19 protein-coding genes are annotated in these 17,760 nt (G+C 63.6%); 8 read left to right on the top strand and 11 right to left on the bottom strand.

The window, feature by feature from the left end; translation table 11 throughout:
- Positions 1–12 precede the first annotated feature (12 nt).
- Complete coding sequence (locus ACTU46_RS11075) at positions 13–1,014, bottom strand: N-acetylglutamate synthase, CG3035 family (protein WP_443381733.1); 1,002 nt, start codon at positions 1,012–1,014, stop codon at positions 13–15.
- Position 1,015: 1 nt separating this feature from the next.
- Complete coding sequence (locus tag ACTU46_RS11070; RefSeq protein WP_443381732.1) at positions 1,016–1,651, bottom strand: peptide deformylase; 636 nt, start codon at positions 1,649–1,651, stop codon at positions 1,016–1,018.
- Between ACTU46_RS11070 and ACTU46_RS11065 the strand changes: the two genes are divergently transcribed.
- From ACTU46_RS11065 to ACTU46_RS11050, 4 genes are read left to right on the top strand one after another with little or no spacing between them, the layout of a single operon-like run.
- Positions 1,650–1,913, top strand: coding sequence for a DUF3263 domain-containing protein (locus tag ACTU46_RS11065; RefSeq protein ID WP_443381731.1), 264 nt, complete (start codon positions 1,650–1,652; stop codon positions 1,911–1,913). The genes ACTU46_RS11070 and ACTU46_RS11065 overlap by 2 nt on opposite strands.
- Positions 1,914–1,923: 10 nt before the next feature.
- Entirely contained in the window at positions 1,924–2,622 is a 699-nt protein-coding gene (locus tag ACTU46_RS11060) for a LytR C-terminal domain-containing protein (protein WP_443381730.1), read from the top strand.
- 41 nt (positions 2,623–2,663) lie between these two features.
- Positions 2,664–3,797, top strand: a complete 1,134-nt coding sequence (locus tag ACTU46_RS11055) for a glutamate--cysteine ligase (RefSeq protein WP_443381729.1) — start codon at positions 2,664–2,666, stop codon at positions 3,795–3,797.
- Positions 3,790–4,419, top strand: a complete 630-nt coding sequence (locus tag ACTU46_RS11050) for an alpha/beta fold hydrolase (protein ID WP_443381728.1) — start codon at positions 3,790–3,792, stop codon at positions 4,417–4,419. The genes ACTU46_RS11055 and ACTU46_RS11050 overlap by 8 nt, the downstream gene beginning before the upstream one ends.
- Before the next feature lie 10 nt (positions 4,420–4,429).
- Here ACTU46_RS11050 and ACTU46_RS11045 read toward each other — a convergent pair whose 3' ends face one another.
- Positions 4,430–4,954, bottom strand: a complete 525-nt coding sequence (locus ACTU46_RS11045; RefSeq protein WP_443381727.1) for a hypothetical protein — start codon at positions 4,952–4,954, stop codon at positions 4,430–4,432.
- A 236-nt stretch (positions 4,955–5,190) separates the two neighbouring features.
- Here ACTU46_RS11045 and ACTU46_RS11040 point away from each other — a divergent pair, with 236 nt between their 5' ends.
- Both ACTU46_RS11040 and ACTU46_RS11035 read left to right on the top strand, forming a co-directional pair.
- Entirely contained in the window at positions 5,191–6,558 is a 1,368-nt protein-coding gene (locus ACTU46_RS11040) for a TrkH family potassium uptake protein (RefSeq protein ID WP_443381802.1), read from the top strand.
- The gene (locus ACTU46_RS11035; RefSeq protein ID WP_443381726.1) at positions 6,551–7,243 is read left to right on the top strand and encodes a potassium channel family protein; all 693 of its coding nucleotides are present in this window, start codon (positions 6,551–6,553) and stop codon (positions 7,241–7,243) included. The genes ACTU46_RS11040 and ACTU46_RS11035 overlap by 8 nt, the downstream gene beginning before the upstream one ends.
- Before the next feature lie 70 nt (positions 7,244–7,313).
- On the opposite strand, the gene ACTU46_RS11030 is transcribed toward ACTU46_RS11035, so the two are convergent.
- From ACTU46_RS11030 to ACTU46_RS11005, 6 genes are read right to left on the bottom strand one after another with little or no spacing between them, the layout of a single operon-like run.
- A complete protein-coding gene (locus tag ACTU46_RS11030) occupies positions 7,314–7,694 on the bottom strand; it encodes a monovalent cation/H(+) antiporter subunit G (protein WP_443381725.1) in 381 nt (126 codons plus the stop codon).
- The gene (locus ACTU46_RS11025; protein ID WP_443381724.1) at positions 7,694–7,969 is read right to left on the bottom strand and encodes a monovalent cation/H+ antiporter complex subunit F; all 276 of its coding nucleotides are present in this window, start codon (positions 7,967–7,969) and stop codon (positions 7,694–7,696) included. Before ACTU46_RS11025 ends, ACTU46_RS11030 begins: the two co-directional genes overlap by 1 nt.
- 4 nt (positions 7,970–7,973) lie before the next feature.
- On the bottom strand, positions 7,974–8,483 hold the full coding sequence (locus tag ACTU46_RS11020; protein WP_443381723.1) for a Na+/H+ antiporter subunit E: 510 nt from the start codon (positions 8,481–8,483) through the stop codon (positions 7,974–7,976).
- Positions 8,480–10,243 (bottom strand): Na+/H+ antiporter subunit D, encoded by a 1,764-nt coding sequence (locus tag ACTU46_RS11015; protein WP_443381722.1) that lies wholly within the window; start codon positions 10,241–10,243, stop codon positions 8,480–8,482. Before ACTU46_RS11015 ends, ACTU46_RS11020 begins: the two co-directional genes overlap by 4 nt.
- Positions 10,236–10,727, bottom strand: coding sequence for a Na(+)/H(+) antiporter subunit C (locus ACTU46_RS11010; RefSeq protein ID WP_443381721.1), 492 nt, complete (start codon positions 10,725–10,727; stop codon positions 10,236–10,238). The genes ACTU46_RS11015 and ACTU46_RS11010 overlap by 8 nt, the downstream gene beginning before the upstream one ends.
- 2 nt (positions 10,728–10,729) lie before the next feature.
- Positions 10,730–13,738, bottom strand: a complete 3,009-nt coding sequence (locus tag ACTU46_RS11005; RefSeq protein WP_443381720.1) for a Na+/H+ antiporter subunit A — start codon at positions 13,736–13,738, stop codon at positions 10,730–10,732.
- A 402-nt stretch (positions 13,739–14,140) separates the two neighbouring features.
- On the opposite strand from ACTU46_RS11005, the gene ACTU46_RS11000 reads away from it, so the two are divergent.
- Complete coding sequence (locus ACTU46_RS11000) at positions 14,141–14,902, top strand: TVP38/TMEM64 family protein (RefSeq protein WP_443381719.1); 762 nt, start codon at positions 14,141–14,143, stop codon at positions 14,900–14,902.
- Here ACTU46_RS11000 and ACTU46_RS10995 read toward each other — a convergent pair.
- Positions 14,893–15,453 (bottom strand): acetyl-CoA acetyltransferase, encoded by a 561-nt coding sequence (locus ACTU46_RS10995; RefSeq protein WP_443381718.1) that lies wholly within the window; start codon positions 15,451–15,453, stop codon positions 14,893–14,895. The genes ACTU46_RS11000 and ACTU46_RS10995 overlap by 10 nt on opposite strands.
- A gap of 200 nt (positions 15,454–15,653) precedes the next feature.
- Positions 15,654–17,036 (bottom strand): dipeptidase, encoded by a 1,383-nt coding sequence (locus ACTU46_RS10990; protein ID WP_443381717.1) that lies wholly within the window; start codon positions 17,034–17,036, stop codon positions 15,654–15,656.
- A gap of 186 nt (positions 17,037–17,222) precedes the next feature.
- Between ACTU46_RS10990 and ACTU46_RS10985 the strand changes: the two genes are divergently transcribed.
- A complete protein-coding gene (locus ACTU46_RS10985) occupies positions 17,223–17,756 on the top strand; it encodes a hypothetical protein (RefSeq protein WP_443381716.1) in 534 nt (177 codons plus the stop codon).
- Positions 17,757–17,760 lie beyond the last annotated feature (4 nt).

Here is a 17,760-nt window from a genome sequence, read left to right as displayed (position 1 = left end):
GACACCGCTGTCCTAGTTCAACTGGTGGGCATAACGGTGCCGGTGGTGCTCGACGAAGCCGAGCTTGCTGTAGAGCCCGATGCCGGCCACATTGCTGGCAATGACCTGCAGATAAGCCTCCTCAGCACCGTGTTCGGCACCCCAGCGCAGCATCTCCGCACCCAGCCGGGTGCCCAGACCACGGCGGCGCCAGGCTGGGGCGACCTCCACGGCGGAGTATCCCAGGAAGACCCGGTCGTTCTCGGCGGCGGTGATGGTCCCGCGGGTGATGGCGACGGTGTCGCCTTCGGGGGTGAGCAGCCGGCCGAAACCCATCGCGCCGTCGATACGCGTGCGCAGCAGTTCCAGCGCCCGGTGGGGCAGCGGCTGGCCACGGAAGTGGTACAGGCCGAGCCAGTCCTCGTCGGGTTGCTCATCGATGTGGAAGCTCAGGACCCCGGGGTCCCCGATGAGCGGCGGTAGCGCGAGATCGCGGTGCATGATGATGATCTCGGGGCCGAACTCCCAGCCATCGGAGCTGACCATCCGCAGCGCCGGATTGCCGAGGCGCTCCGGCAGCAGCAGTCGGACGGGTAGCTGGTGGGAGCGGTAGAAATCGACGATCTCATCGATCGGCACAGAATCAAAACCTGCGGAGGGGCCGAGCGGGGCGGCCGAGTTGGAGCGTTCGGTCACCCCGTCGCCGGCGCGCAGCAGCCACTGCCCGGACTCCGACCATCGGTGGTCGATGCCCGGGAAGGCTTTGGCGGTGGCAGCCTCGATGGCGCGGATATCGGAGTTGCGGATCCGGCGCGGCGATAGTTTCTTCACGATCTTGATCAACTCGGCGGGGATCTCGATGGCTGGGGCCTGGCTGGGGAAACCACCCACGGACTGCGGGCGGAGCACCAGTGGATCCACGCTCAGGATATGACCGATCACATCGCTGAGGTGCCCTGGGGTATCGGGTAGCACGCGGCGCACGACCACCCGGTCGCCCACGGTGATCGGATCAGATCGGAAGATTCCGGGCATATTAGCTTTCTTCAGCCTCGTCGAGGTCATCATGGCCGAAGGGGTCTTCATCGACGCCCGGCAGCCAGGTCAGCCCGGCCTCGGTCCAGCCATTGCGCTTGATGGTTTTCTTGGCGGCGCGCTTGTAGCGGCCGATCAGGACATCGGTGTAGAGGAAACCGTCGAGGTGGCCGACCTCGTGCTGCAAGCAGCGGGCGAAAAAGCCATAGCCCTCGATGCTGACCGCCGCACCGTTCTCATCGGTGCCGGTGACCTTGGCCCAGTCTGCGCGCGGGGTGGGGAAACCTTCACCGGGGACGGAGAGGCAGCCCTCATCATCGGCGCCGTCATCGGCGGGCATGGTCTCCGGGATCTCGGAGGTTTCCAGCACCGGGTTGACCACGCAGCCGCGGCGCAGGCGCTGCTCCGCCTCCGGCAGCGGCTCGCCTTCGGGGCCGTCGATGTCGGGGCAGTTGTAGACGAAGAGGCGCTTGCCCACGCCAATCTGGTTGGCGGCCAGGCCGACACCATTGGCCACCTCCATGGTCTCGTACATGTCGGCGATGAGCTCTGCCAGCTCAGCCGGGGTTTCGCTCACCTCGGCAGTGGGATTGTGCAGCACGGGGTCGCCGTGGATAACGATTGGACGAACAGTCATGCCCTACAGTTTAGGCATGCCAGAGCTAGCTGACTTCGATGCCCGTCTCCTCACCTTCGAGTCGGGTGCCCCACGCAGCCTCGGCGCCAAGGAGGAAGCCATCCGCCGGGAACTGGGAATCAGCCCGGTCCGTTACTATCAGCGCCTCAACCTGCTTATCGACGCCCCCGCGGCGATGGCCGCGCATCCCGTGCTGATGGCCCGGCTGCGGCGGATCCGGGATCAACGCGCTGAGGAGCGGGCCCAGGCCGACGACCGCTAGACTCTGAGGGGTGTCGAACAACAACCCGGAGACCCAGAAATCCCCCGCTACTGGTGGCCTGCCGCTGCGCGGCCTGGCCATGGTGCTCATTGCAGTGGCTGTACTGCTGGGACTGTGGGGACTGTATTCCCTGACCCAAGACGGTGAGGATCCCACCCAGACCGCTGAGTCCACCAACTCAGCGCCCGCGAACACCGCGGATGGCACACCGGCTGAGCCCGGCAGCGCCGGTGCCGGTGCCCCCGCGGATAACCCCGATCCGGCGGTACCCGCTGATCCTGATGCCCCGGTGTCCTCGGATGATGCCGCTGACGCCGACCGGGATCCGGCCGGTGAGGAGGACGGTGCAGCTGCGAGTACCGGAACCGCCTCACCCGCTGATCCCGCTGCCGGTGGGGGAGCGCCTGCGGCAGCTCCCGCAAAGCTGAACGTGCTGAATAACTCCACCGTTCCGGAACTTGCGGCCAGCGTGTCCGAGAAACTCGGCGGAGAGGGTTACCAGCTGGGTGAGGTGGGCAACTTCTCGGATGAGATCTTCCCCGAGACCACCGTCTTCTTCCAGGGTGGAAACTCCGAGGCTGAGGCCAAGGCACGCGAGCTGGCTTCCCGCCTGGGTGGCGTCGCCCGCGAACACGTCGATTCCCTGCCGGAGGGCACTGATGGTGCCGATGATCTGACACTGGTACTGGTCAAGGAAGTTATTCTCTAATACACCTGTTCCAGAACAACTTCAGCGGAAGGGAGGTCCTCATGGCCGCCATTAAATTCAAGCGTTCGCCCCGCCCCACACTCGGGGTGGAGTGGGAGATCGCCCTGGTGGATCCGGAGACTCGCGATCTGGTGCCGCGCGCCGCGGACATCGTCGAGATCGTCGAGCGCGATCACCCCGAGGTCCACCTCGAACGTGAGTTTCTCCAGAACACCGTCGAGCTGGTCACCGGTATCTGCGATACCGTGCCGCAGGCCGTGGCCGACCTTGACCGTTCCTTGCAGGCGGTGACGGATGCCGCTGATGAACTGGGCCTGCGGGTCTGGGGTTCCGGTTCACATCCCTTCTCCGATTTCCGCGCCCAACCGGTCTCGGCGAAGGGTGCCTATGACGAGATCATCGCCCGTACCCAGTACTGGGGATCCCAGATGCTGATCTGGGGTATCCACGTCCACGTCGGCATCAGCCATGAGGACCGCGTCTGGCCGATCATCAACGCGCTGCTCACCAAGTACCCACACCTGCTGGCGCTGACCGCCTCTTCCCCGGGCTGGGATGGGATCGATACCGGCTACGCCTCCAACCGGACCATGCTCTACCAGCAACTGCCCACCGCGGGCCTGCCCTACCAGTTCCAGAACTGGCAGGAGTGGCTGGACTACATGCACGACCAGGACCGTTCCGGGGTGATCAACCACACCGGCTCCATGCACTTTGATATCCGTCCGGCCAGCAAGTGGGGCACCATCGAGGTGCGCATCGCGGATGCCACCTCGAACCTGCGGGAGCTTTCTGCGGTGGTCGCCCTGACCCATTGCCTGGTGGTCCACTATGACCGGATGATCGACCGCGGGGAGGACTTGCCCACCCTGCAGCCCTGGCATGTGTCGGAGAATAAATGGCGGGCCGCCCGTTATGGCTTGGAAGCCCAGATCATTGTCAACCGTGCCACCGATGAGCGCTGGGTGACCGAGGAGCTCGCTGAACTGGTCTATGAACTCGCTGATCTGGCGAAGGAACTGGGCTGCGCGGGCGAGCTGGCCCTGGTTCAGGAAATCCTCGAGCGCGGAGCTGGTTACCACCGCCAGCGCCGAATCTTCCAACAGACCGGATCCTGGATCCCGGCCGTTGACGCGACCTGCAATGAACTCACCGAGCTGAGACCCCTTGACTGAAAACCTGATTCTGCTCAGTGGCGCCGGGCAGCTACCGGAGGTCTGGACCGAGGTGGTCAATCAGCTTCCCGCCGGGGTCAAGCCGCGGCTCCCGCTGCTTTCAGGTGGTTTCCCGGAGCAGCTGGAGGGGCTGCGGGACCATCTGCAGCGCCATGAGATCGGCTACTGCTATCTCGGTGGCCACGGTCAGGGGGCGATGCTCGCGCTGCGCTTCGCCGCCACTTATCCCTCGCGGGTCCGCGGCCTGGTGCTCGCTGACCCGATGCTGCGTCTGGGGGAGAAGGAGCTCAAGCAGACCCGTTCCGCCCTGAAACTGATGCCCAAGTTCTTGCTGCGCCGTCGTGGCCTGGACAAGGAGGCGCTGCTCGGCCAGCTTGATGATGCCGCCTCCCTTGATCTTGGCGGAGATCTTGAGGCGATTGCGCGCACCGACATGCCGGTGGAGGTGCTTTCCGGGGCCCCGGTGATGCGGGGTGCTGCCGAGGAGGTGGCCGCTGGCCTACCTCAGGCTCAGCTGCGGCAGGTCGAGATAACCGCGACCCCCGGCGCCGGTGCCTGGTTCCAGACCCAGCCCGAACCCTTCGCCGCAGCGGTGGCCCGCGTTTTAGGACGGACCAGTTGATGGGCGGGGCCTATTCGGCCTGATTCAGGTCATAGAGATCGATGATCTCCCGGTCACCGATCGGGGATTCGGTCTTGATCTCGACGCGATAGAAGCGGAGAACAGCCGGGCACAGTATTGGCAGCCCTCCCGTTCCCGGGTGGGGAGACGTGGACGGTTCATCTTCGGTGGTGCGGGAACCGGAGTAGAGGGAGACGATGATCTCCGAATCAGATTCAAGCGCCTCCAGCCGGTATGTGCTGCAGCTTGGGTCGCCACCGTCGAAGAAGATCTGCAGGGTGTGCTGGTCGACCACCCTATGCTCGCGCCATGGGGTCAACCGCCCGCCGTAGGCCTGGTCGCCGACCGGCACATCGCTGATGTAGTAACGATGATCGATGTCTTGGGCAAGGGGTTCCTCCGGGGTGGAAGAGCCTGGGGCGATTCCGGGGCTGAGAACGGTGAGCGCGGACAGCATCAGGGCGAGTAGGGGGCTCAGTGCACCACCGAGGGAGGAAGACAGGGATGAAAGGCTTGATAAGGCGAGGGACAGCATGGCAGGGAGTGACCTCCGGGTACGTGGGGCAGTGGTCTCCGGCTATCCCGGTTTTCGGTGGGCAGCAGGATGATAACTTGATCCTAGATCAGGTAATTGCCAGGTTTCTCCAAGTTTTCTTTCGGGGGTAATATCCTTGAGATTCACCGCGGTGCGGGTCCGGCAGCTCGAGGAGGCCCCATGACTCCTGGAAATGATTCCGGAAAAGGGTTGTGCTCCGCCAAAAGCGGACTAGTATCACCCGGGTGAATCGACTTCGCGCGGCGCAGATCGCCGCCGCAGGTTTTCTCGGCCTCATCTTGGCTGGCGCGCTATTACTCACCCTTCCCTTCGCCTCGGCGGCAGGGGAGGGCACCGCCTTTCTTCCGGCGTTGTTCACCGCCACCTCGGCGGTCTCGTTGACCGGGCTGGTGGTGGTGGACACCGGGAGCTATTGGAGCTTCGGTGGGCAGGCCCTCGTGCTGGCCTTGATTCAGCTGGGTGGATTCGGCATCATGACTTTGACCACTTTGATGGGCATGCTGATCACGGGAAAAGTCAATCTGCGCTCGCGTCAGCTCATAGCGGCTGAAGGACGTCCGTTGTCGCTGGGTGGGGTGAAGAAGACTCTGCTGGCCAGCTTAGTGCTCACCGTCTTCACCGAAGCGGTGGTGGCCCTGGCCCTCGGAGTCCGCTTTGCGGTGGATTATGGGATGTCTCCGCTGCGTGCCAGTTGGGAGGGGATCTTCCACGCGATCTCGGCCTTCAATAACGCTGGCTTCGGACTGCGCTCGGACAGTCTGATCCCCTATGCCAGCGATGCCTGGATCCTGCTTCCGCTGGCCGGGGCGCTGATCATCGGCGGGTTGGGCTACCCGGTCCTCGCAGAACTGGTGCAGCGTCTGGTGGAGCGGCTGCGGTTCTGGCGGCGAGGTAACGTGCCGGGGGCCCGGAGATTATCCTTGACCACGCGCATCACACTTTCCGGCACCGCTGTGCTCCTGATACTCGGCACCATCATGGTGGCTGTGCTGGAGTGGAATGGCGTGCTGAAGGAGATGGCGGTGGGGACGAAGCTGCTCTCGGCCTTCTTCCAGGGCACTTCACCGCGCACCGCCGGTTTCAACTCGGTTGACTATGCGGACATGAATCCGGTGACCCTGATGGGCACTGACATCCTCATGTTCATCGGTGGCGGTTCCGCCGGTACCGCCGGTGGTATCAAGGTCACCACAGCAGTGGTGTTGTTGGCGGCCATGACGGCCGAGTTCCGGGGCCAGGCAGGCACGACACTCTGGCACCGGTCGATTCCGCTGGCAGTGGTTCGCCAGGCGATGACGGTGGCTGCCGCCGGGGTGGTCGTGGTGGCGCTCGGGGTCGGCTCGGTGCGTCTGCTGGACCCGGGGTTCTCGGCGGATCAGGTGACCTTTGAGGTGGTTTCCGCCTTTGCCACGGTGGGACTGTCCACCGGGATCACCGCAGATCTCAGCGGTGGCTCACAGCTGATCCTCTGCCTGATCATGTATCTCGGTCGCGTCGGGCCGATCACCCTCGTCGCGGCGCTGGCGGCGCGTAATATCGCGCTCAGGTTCCACTATCCCGAAGAGAGGCCCTTCATTGGCTAAGTTTCCCGGTCCCTTCAGCCGGAACAGACACCGTATCGATATCCCACCGGTCTTGGTCATCGGGCTGGGTAGGTTCGGTTCCTCACTCGCCCGGGAACTCGCCAACCACGGGGTGGAGGTGCTGGGGGTTGATTGTGAGGAGAAATTGGTCCGCGAGCACTCGGCAGAGCTGATGGATTCCGCGGTGGCGGACACCACCGATCCCGAGGCGCTGCGCCAGCTCGGCGTGGAGGAGTTCGAGCGGGTGGTCGTCGCGATCGGGGAAAACCTGGAGGCCTCCATCCTGACCACCTCGAACCTGGTGGAACTGGGAATCCAGGATATCTGGGCGAAGGCGGACACCGATCCCCAGGCCCGGATTCTCACTCGGGTGGGGGCCCATCATGTGGTGCGCCCCAACCGGGACACCGGCCGCCGGGTGGCGCACCTGCTGGGTGGTCGGATCCGGGACTTCGCCCCGGTGGATGAGAACTACGGGGTGATCACCCTGGCACCTCCGGCGGTACTGCTCTCCGCTCCGCTGAATCTGAACCAGGTGTGGCGTGACCACCGCGTCCAGGTGATTTCAGTGCACGTGGGCAAGAACTCCTGGGAGCCCGTGGCGACGGGACATCAACTCACCGCCACCGACTTCATCGCGGTTGCCGGCAGCCCCGATGATCTGGAGGCCTTCGCCGGGCGCTGAGTCCTCGGAAGCTCAGCCGCCCGGGAGCCTGCTGAGGTGTCGATGAACGCGGTGTCGATAAGCGGTGTTCCTAGCGACGCCGCAGGGAACGCTCCGCTGGGGCCTCGTTCTTGGTCATGGTCTCCTTCTTGCCGTAGAGACCTTCACGCCGGCTGATCCGGCCGATGCGCTGCGCGGTGACCGGGCTGGTGATCAGTGCGAAGATGATCAGCAGCAGGAGAACACCGAGGTCGCCGCGCTCGGCGATGCCGAATTCCTCGCTGCCCATCACCCGGATGATCGCCCCGATGACGGTCAGGATCAAGCCGGTGGTCTGCGGCTTGGTGATCGCATGCACCTTGGACATGGTGTCTTTGAAGCGGATCAGGCCGACTGAGGCGGAGAACGCCAGGAAGCCGCCGACCAGGATCAACACCAGGGAGATGACGTCGGTAAATAGTTGCAGGGTCATCAGGAACCATCCCGCTTTCGGAATCGCGCGACACTGACGGTGCTGATGAATCCCAGCAGCGCGACCACCAGCATGGCATTGGAGACGGTGGTGTCAAGCGTCCAACAGATGTACATGGCCAGGGCACACTGGATCATGGCGATCAGCCCGTCCAGACCGAGCAACCGGTCCAGGGAGTTCGGGCCGATCAGAATCGCCCACACGGTCATCAGGAAGGAGGCACAGAAGAACAGTGAGGCCAGGAGGAGAATTGAATTGTAGATGCTCGGGTCCATGGGCCTAGCTCCTTTCAAAGGTGTCGATGAGGCGGCGTTCGAGGGTGGCCACACCGGCGATCTCGCGCGCCAGAGCTTCCTCGTTGTCGGTGTCCAACAGGTGGATTGTCCACATGCGGTTGGCGATGTCGATATCGGAGACCGAACCACCCGGCTGCAGATTGAAGAGCACGGTGCCGAAGGCGAGGACCAGTTCACTCTGAACCCGCATGGGCACCTGCACGATGGAGGTCTTCGGCGGGGCCTGCGGGCGCAGCGCCAGCCAGGCGACCTTGACGGAAGCCATCATCAGACTGACCACCCAGGATCCCATGAGCCGGAAGAAGGGGAGCCAGTTGAGCCGCAGTCCATGAACCGGCATCGCCGGTAGCGGTAGCCCGAAGATGATGAGGAGCGCGATCGTGAACCCCGCGAAGAAGTTGGCCCAGTTGAATTGCCCCTGCAGGCCCATCCATAGGACGGTCAACCAGACGATCGACCAGGGGCGGAAACGGTTTTTCAGACCAGATTTCACTGCTCATCCTCCTGCGGATTACTCTGGTTCAGCCCGGGGACAGCGGCCGAGGACGTGTCATTGACCGGTGGGGGCACCGGAAGACCATGTTCCCGGTGTTCGCGGTCATCGGTGCCGTCATCCAACCGACGCTGCTCCAGATTGCGGGTCGGGTTGTCCTGGTGGTCACCGAGTACGGCGCTGCGGTAGATGCTCACATCCTGGGCGGATTCGGCTGCCCGGTCGGTAATCCCGGAGAGCGGGCCCGCTGCCACGGTCAGCCCGAGTGAGGCGATGACCAGGACGCTGGTGGCACCGACCATGCCGAAAGGCATGCGTCCCACATCTTCGCGGTCGGTGAACTTCACTTCATCGGTGACATCAGCCAACGGGGCGGGACGCGCCATCGCCACGGAACCTTCGGGGGCGTCCATTCGGTCGCGCCAGAAGCCCTTCGACCACACCAGAACCATGGTGTAGAGGGTCAGCAGGGAGGTGATCACCGCACCGGCGATGAGTACCCAGGCCAGCCAGCCACCTTCATTGGCACCGGCCTGCAGCAGGATGATCTTGCCCAGGAATCCCGAGAACGGTGGAATACCACCCAGGTTGATGGCCGGAATGAAGTAGAGCAGGGCCAGGACCGGGGAGATATAGGCCAGGGACCCGAGACGACGCAGCGAGGAAGTACCGGCCTGACGTTCGATCATGCCGACGACCAGGAAGAGTGCGGTCTGCACCAGAATGTGGTGCACCGCGTAGAAGATGGCGCCGGACAATCCCTGGGCGGAACCCAGGGCAATACCGAAGATCATGTAGCCGATATGGCTGACCAGGGTAAATGACAATAATCGTTTAATGTCATTCTGCGCCATCGCGCCGAGGATACCGACGAGCATGGTCGCCAACGCCACCCACATCAACATGGTATCCAGCGCGCCGTCGGTGAACACCACCGAACGCACCCGGATGATGGAGTAGACACCGACCTTGGTCAGCAGGCCAGCAAAGACAGCGGTAACCAGGGACGGGGCAGTGGGGTAGGAGTCCGGTAGCCAGGCATCCAGCGGGAAGACCGCCGCCTTGATACCGAAGGCGACCAGCAGCGTGCCGAAGATGGCGGTCTTGGTGCCCGAGGGGACATCCTCCATGCGGATGCCGATCTGTGCCAGGTTCATCGTGCCCACCGAGGCATAGACCATGGCCAGCCCGAAGAGGAAGATCATGGAGGAGACCATGGAGACCATCACATAGCCCACGCCGGCCCGGACCCGGGAGGGCGAACCACCCAAGGTCAGCAGCACATAGGAGGCGACGAGGAAAACCTCGAAGCCGACATAGAGGTTGAAGAGGTCACCGGTGAGGAAGGAGAGGTTCACACCCATGCTCAGCAGCAGGTAGGTGGGCATGAACACCGCCACCGGCTCATCCTTGCCACCATCGCGGATACCCTGGCTGATGGCGTACCACATCACGCAGAAGAGTACGAGGGCGGAGATGGTGAGCATCACCGTGGAGAGTCGGTCAGCGACCAGTGTGATACCGACCGGAGCGTCCCAGCCGCCGATCTGCACCGTCTGGATGCCGGCACCGTCGACGATCCAGGCCATGGTGGCGGAGAGCACGATCACCAGGAACAGGGTGGTCAGGGCGACCAGCCGTTGCAGATTCGGGAAGCGGCTGAGCAAAAGTGCCAGCGCGGCGGCGATCGCCGGCAGGACGATCGGCAGCGGGATCAGGAAGGGGATCAGGTCCAATAGTGCGGACTGAATGTCAGTCATCCTCTTCTCCCTTAACCGGAGCCTCGAAGGACTTCGGGCCGAAGGAGTCACCCTCGGAGGTCAGGCGGCCGGTCTCCGGGTCATCGGAAGCGTCGTGGTCAGGTGCCGCCGAGGCTGTTGAGGGGCGTGCCGCGATGGCGGCATCCTCAGTGTCATCCTCGATGACATCGGCGGTGCGGTAGCGGTACTGGCGATAAGCCAGCGTGAGGATGAAGGCGGTCAGCGCCATCGAGATGACAATGGCCGTCAGGATCATCGCCTGCGCCAGCGGGTCGGCGATGGTGTCACCGTAGACCTCGGAGTCGCGGTTCATGATCGGCGGGGAGCCAGCCGAACCACCGGCAATCAGGATCATCAGGTTGGCACCATTGCCCAGCAACAGGATGCCCATCAGCATCTTGGTCATGGCGCGGTCGAGGATGAGGTAGACACCGGCGGAGATCAGCGAAGCTGCCGCCAACAGCAGGAAGAGATTGGCTACCATGCTCAGCTCTCCTTTCCGGTGGTGGTCTTGGTGCTTATCGACGCCCTGTCGGGTGGCGCTGCGCCAGCGGCAACCTTGGCGGCGGACTTCTGCTGCGCCGCGCGGCGGCGCTCCACCGCCCGGGCCATCGAGCGGGCCCGGTCACGGGCGCGCTGCTTACGCATTTCTTCGTCCTGGTCGAGCTGGCCGCCCAGGGATGTCAGGATGTGCATGATCAGACCGACGACGATGAGGTAGACGCCGGCGTCGAAAAGCAGCACCGAAGCGATGTGCATCTCGCCGATCAACGGCAGCTGGAGATCCCACATCTGGGAGCTCAGCGGTGGCCGGCCCCAGAACATCGGTACGACCACGGCGGCGGCCGCAAGCAGCAGACCAGAGCCGAGGATACGGCCGGCATCCACCGGTAGGGCCTCCTCCAGCTCATCGCGGCCACCGGCCAGGTAACGCAGGGTGAAGGCCAGCGCGGCGACCAGGCCGCCGGCAAAACCACCACCCGGGGCGTTGTGCCCGGCGAAGAAGAAGTAGAGCGAGACAACCATCATCGAGGGGAAGAGGATACGGGTGACGATGTCGACCATCAGGGAACGGTTCTGCCCCTTCTCGGTTTCCACCGTGGCCGCCAGCCAACGACGCCCCGTCACCCGAAGCGTCGGACGGCGGGAATCGCGGTCGAAGGAACGGGTGCGGTAGATCAGTGAGGCCACACCGGTCGCGGCGATCACCAGCACGGAGATCTCACCAAAGGTGTCAAAGGCACGCAGATCCACCAGCAGCACGTTGACTGCATTGGCGCCATGGCTGATCTCATAGGCCAGATCCGGCATATACGTCGAAATTGGATCATGGGAGCGGGCATTGATGGCGAACAGGGCGACGATCGTCACCGAGACCCCCACCGCGATGGACAGCCAGGCGCGGAACCGGTTGCCCCGCGGGGTGCCCTTCCACTCGGTTTCCGTGGGCAGCTTGCGCAGCACCAGCATGAACACCACCATCACGATCGTCTCCACCAGGGTCTGGGTCAGCGCGAGGTCCGGGGCACCGTGCATCGCGAAGATCACCGCCATGCTGTAACCGGTGACACCGACCATGATCACCCCGGAGAGCCGGTTCTGCGACTGGGTGGCGGCGATGGCCATGATGATGATGACCGCCGCAGCTATGCCCTGGTAGGGGGTGTCCCAGAGTTCCATGCGGACCTCATTGCGCTCGCCCAGGATCAGGGCGCTCAACGGCAGGGCGATCAGCACCATGAAGATGATGCCCAGGTTGATGGTCAGGGAACCACGCTGGGTGGAAGCCGTCAGTCGCAGCGAGATCTTACGCAGCTGGTCCAGGAACCAGTCATAGGCGGAGTCCGCATTGCCCAGCGCGGGTTCCTCGAAGGTGAACCGGGAGATGATCAGGTCGCGCTGCCAGAACAGCAGGGAACCACCGAGGATGATGATCAGGGAGAGCAACAGCGGCAGACTGAAACCATGCCACAGAGCGAGGTGGGAAGCTTCCTCGCCGGCAGCCAGCGGAAGGACCGCATCCAGGTGCAGCTCGATCGGCCAGGAGAGCATCCCCGGGAACAGTCCCAGTGTGATGGTCAGAATGGTCAGCACCATCGGTGCGAGCCAGAGCTTGAAGCCGATGCCGTGCATCTGCTCAACTGCCGGTGCGATACCACCGCCGGAGACATGTGCCGACTTCTTGGTGGCAAAGGCCCCGTAGATGAAATACAGGCTATAAGCCATGGTGAGGATGGAACCGACCACCATGGCCACCAGCATCATGCTCCGGGGCATGCCCACCAGCAGTGACTCATGGAGGACCGCCTCCAAGACGGTCTCCTTGGCCACGAAGCCCAGCAGCGGCGGGATACCTGCCATGGAGGCCGCAGCAATGACCGCCATGGCCATAACGAGCGGTTGTTTCCGGCCCAGGCCGGAGAGCTCCCGGATATCACGGGTGCCGGTGGTGTGGTCGATTGCACCGACGATCATGAACAGGGTGGCCTTGAACAGTGAGTGGGCGAAGGTCAACGCCAGTCCCGCCATCATCGCCTCGCGGGAACCGATGGCGATCACCGACATGATGAAGCCCAACTGGGAGACCGTGCCATAGGCCAGGATCAGTTTGAGATCCTTCTGCCGCAGCGCCATCCAGCCAGACATGATCATGGTGAACAGACCCAACGGGATGACCACCAGGTGCCAGGTATTCACCGCATTGAAGTCCGGGGCCAGCCGGGCCACCAGGTAGATGCCGGCCTTCACCATCGCCGCGGAATGTAGGTAGGCGGAGACCGGGGTGGGGGCAGCCATCGCACCGGGCAACCAGAAATGGGTGGGGGCGATCGCGGACTTTGAGAGCGCACCCGCCAGGATCAGGATGATCGTGGCGGTGAGATAAGGCGTGAACTCGAGGTTGGCGTAGTGCGGGATATCGGAGAAATTCCAGATTCCGGTCTGCCGACCGAGCAGGATGATGCCCACCAGCATGGCCAGGCCACCCAGGGTGGTCACCATCAACGCCTGCCCGGCGGAACGGCGGGAGGAGGCACGCTCACCGTAATAGCCCACCAAGAGGAAGGAGAGCACCGAAGTGATCTCCCAGAAGACGTACATCAGCAGAATATTGTCCGAGGCCACCAGACCGAACATGGCGCCAGCGAAAGCGACCATCTGGCCACCGAAGTAGGCCAGGCGGCGTGGGTTGGAGTCGAAGTAGCCCCAACAGTAGATCAGCACCAGGGCACCCACACCCAGGATGATCAGGCTGAATAAGCCCGCCAGGGCATCCAGGCGAAGATCCAGGTTCAGGTTTGCCGAAGGCATCCACCTGAGGCGGAATTCCAGGGCACCACCATTGTCGAAGGTGCCCTGGAAGAACTGTGAAAGGACCCAGGCGAACCCTGCACCCGGTACCAACGCCAGGAGGCCGAAAGCGGGTCGACCGATGAGTCGGATTAGTGCGGGGGCGACCACCGCTGCTGCAGCGAGCGCAATAAGAAGTATCAGCACGTGCCCGAAGCTCCCCTATTCATTGAGCGGACAGGACAATGCCGCTTCCAGTTGTCGTCGCCAGCGTGCGTGCTGCCCCCAGCAGCAGAACGAACCTATAGAGAGAACTTCTTACTGAGAAACACCCATTTCAGGCGGCGTCGTTAACGGCGCGGCCAACAAGTCCAAAGTGTACCTGTGTGCCCATCCCTTCGGTAGTTGAAAACCACGGACACAGTATTATATGGAGCTTCTGTGGAGGGTTCTTTTCTCATGTTTGAGCTGCTGAACATGAGGATTTAGCGACTTTATCGGAGGCTGAGAAATTCCTTGATGAACTTTCCCGGATCGCCCCGGTATCTCGGCTGCTACCCGTTTATGGGTGGTCCGCTGCCGCAGCTTCAGGCTGTGTACTCTCGCACTGTGACTGAAGCCGAGAAATTCCCGGGTCCTGATCGTCGGCGCTTCGATGTGCAGTGGGGATCTCTGCTGCGCGGTGGCGGACTGCTGGTCTTTGTGGCGGTGATGCTCTGGCTCGCCTTTAATGTCCGGCTCCCCGAGCTGGACGTCCTCCAAGGCTGGATTGACGGACTGGGCTGGGCCGGATTCCTCGGCTTCATCCTGCTCTATGCCCTGGTGGCCCTGACCCCGATCCCGGTGAGCATCATGGCGGTGGCCGGCGGCCTGCTCTTTGGCGTGGTAATCGGTAGTGTGCTTTCGGTGATCGGGGCGTTGCTCGGATGTTGGGGTGCCTACTGGTTTGCCCGCGCCCTGGGGGCGGAGACCGTCCGGAAGATCCTGGGCAGCCGCGGTGCAAAGGTGGAACAACACCTCGATGGCGCCGGTTTCCAGGCGGTGTTCGCCCTACGGGTGATGCCGGGCTTCCCTTATTGGCCGGTCAACTACGGCAGCGGCGTCTTCGGAATCACCCAACGTGACTTCCTGGTGGCTAGTGCGATCGCCACCATTCCCGGCCAGGTCTCCCTGACCTCAATCGGTGGTTTCATCGCGCAACCCTCGATCTTGCAGGGCGTGGTGGTGGCGGCATCCTGGATCGTGGTGATCTCGATGACGGTGTGGGCCTACCTTACCTGGCGGGCTGCCGCCGGGACTCAGGATATCGCCCTCACCGGGCAACCTGTGGCCGGTGAGTCGACCTCCCCGGGCGAGACTGCTCAGCCGTAGAGCAGCTGGCCGCCGGAGCTCAGGGCTGCAGCGATGGAGCTCTCCGGGCTGGGGCCGAAGCCGATGGCCCAAACGGTCTGGCGGTCATCGGTGACCTTGATGAAGGTGGCGGTGGCCTCGAAGATCTCCAGCTGGTGGAAATTCAGGATCTCGATGCGACGACCAGCCTCAGCCAACAGACTGGTGCAGGCGGAGGTCGGGCCGGTGGCGATGATCTCCAGCTGGTCGGTGTGGGCGTCGGCAGTCTTGGAGGTGTGGGTCCGGTCAGTGTGGAAGCGGAAGAGTCCGCCGCGCAGCTGCTCGATGTCCCGGTGGCTCAGTCGAATCTCGGCACGCGGGGCATAGGTGGCGGTGAACAGGTTCCAGTCCATGCCGGCTGCCTCTTCGCGGAGTCCGCGGGGCAGGCGATGGCCGGTGCCGAAACGATTCTGCAGCGGATCTTCGCTGCGGGTTTCGGTCTGCCGCTGGTTCAGGGATGCCGTCTCCCGCAGGAAATCAAGCTGATCCTGATCGGTGGGCTGGAAAGATGCGGTGCGGGTGCTGGTGAACATTATGTCGGTCCTTCGCGTTAAGCGGAATGTGGTGGGGACCGACTCTTCAGTGAGTGTCTAGGTAGCTAACGACTACTTCCCCATGCACGGGGAGTCAGTCCCTGTCCCGTGCTGGGGTACGTAGCCTCGGCTACTCGCTGAAGAGAAATGTTCTGGATCACACCAACAAAGGTAAGGCAGATCACAAATTAATGCAAGTTCTAACGGGAAGAACCATAGTTGAGCAGGAACAATGCCTCCGCCGCGGCGATGTGGATAATCTCTCCCGGGTCCACGGACTCATTGGGGGAGTGGATGGTGGACTGCGGTTCCTCCACGCCGAAGAGCGCGATCTCGGCATCCGGGTGCGCCGCCTGTAGCGCGGTGCACAGCGGGATGGAACCTCCGGAACCCACGGTGCCGGTGTGCTCGGTGCCATAGGCACTGGCCAGGGCATCACCTAGCAGGGACAGCGCTGGGCTGTCGGTATCAGCACGGAAGGGCTCATTGACATCGCCGACCGTGACCTCGACCTGGGCTCCCCAGGGAGTGTTATGGCGCAGGTGGGCAGCCAGCTTCTCGGCGGTATCCGCCGCAGAGGTGCCGGGCCCGACCCGGAGGTTCAGTTGGGCGCTGGCGGTGGCGGGTACCGCATTGATGGCCGCCGCTACCGGGGTGGAGGTGAAACCGGTGACGGTCACCGCCGGCCGCGCCCACACGAAATCGGCCGGGGAATCGGAATCATCGCCCATCAGCTCCACGCCGTCGAGCACCCCGGCATCGGCGCGGAAGGTTTCGGCGTCATAGGGCTCGCCGGTCCACCGCGTGGTGGTGTCCACGCCGTCGATGACGGTCCGGCCACGGTCGTCGCGAAGCGTATCCAGCAGCCGGATCAGCGCGGCCGTGGCATCGGGGGCGGCACCGCCGAACATGCCCGAATGGACCGGGGTCCGCAGGGTGTTGAGGGTGACGGTGACCTGCGCGCCACCACGCAGCGTGGTGGTCAGCGTGGGCTTTCCGACGGCCGCGTTACCGGTGTCGGCGATCAGGATGACCTCGGCGGCAAAGAGCTCCGGGTGCTCGGCGATGAGCTGGTCCAGACCTTCGCCGCCCTGCTCCTCAGAACCCTCGATCAGGACCTTGAGATTGACGGTGGGAGTTTCCTCGAAAGTCTCCAGGGCCTGCAACGCCGCCAAGTGCATCACCAGGTTTCCCTTGCAGTCCGCCGCGCCGCGACCGTACCAACGGCCATCGCGCTCCGTGAGGGTGAAGGGGGCGGAGGTCCACTTGGCGGGATCACCGGCGAGAACGACATCATAATGCGAATAGAGCAATACCGTCGGGGCATCTGCCGATACCTGGCGCTGGCCCAGCAGGGCAATGGAACCATCGGCGGTGACGATCTCATCGACCACCAGACCAGCGGACTGCAGTGCCTCACTCACCCAGGCGGCAGCGGAACGGCAATCCTCCTCATGCCCGGGGGCACCGTGGACGGAGTCAAAAGCGACGAGCTCAGCGAGCTGGCGGAAGATCTCCTCCTGCCGGTTGCGGACATGCTCACGGATTTCAGCGGACAGGGGCAGATGCGTGGGAGAGCTCATGGTGGCAATCCTAGTGAGGGCATGTCGCGCGCGGGTGGGCAGGGGATCGGGTGAGGTGGGTAAGCTGCGAGGGGTGGGGGAAGCCGGGGAACCGGCACCCGGCGCTGACATATAACTGCACACTAACTAGGCTTTTCAGACAGTTCTTGAATCTTTCCTGTTCCCGATGTGATGCCGGAGTCGCTGATGTCCCAAGGATTCCCACCCTTTCCCGGTGATACACCCGAGTCCTCACCGGGAGGTTTTGGCGGTTCCGGCACCGGTGGATTCGGCGGTGCACCGGGCGGGTTCGGCAGCCCAGTCGGCTCCGGCGGCTTCGGTGGTTTTGGCGGCCCGGGAGCTGACTCCGGTTTCAGTGCTCCTGCCACCGGCGCCGCAACCGGGTCCCGTCGGGCAACCTCGGCACCGGTCGGACATCTGATCCCCAGCCTGGTGCTCGGCCTGATCGGGGTCATGCTCAACGCCTGGCTGAGCTTCAGCTCGACGGTGGCCACCGACACCTCCTTCGGGATCATCGCGGGTGTTGCCTGGATCCTTTCCGGCCTGTTCGGCATCATCTGTCTGGGGCGTTATTTCACGGCTAATGCCCAGCGAAAGGCCACCGGGTTCTACTCCCACATCGGCTGGAAGAAGACCCTCCTATACTTCACTGCCCTGGTGCTGCTCATCGCCGTGGTCTGGTCCGCCATCGACATCGCCCTCTGGGTGGGAAAGCTGTGAACTC

Origin of the sequence: Corynebacterium sp. A21 (assembly GCF_052266655.1) — a bacterium.
GTDB lineage: Bacteria > Actinomycetota > Actinomycetes > Mycobacteriales > Mycobacteriaceae > Corynebacterium.
This window is presented reverse-complemented; position numbering and strand designations above follow the sequence as displayed.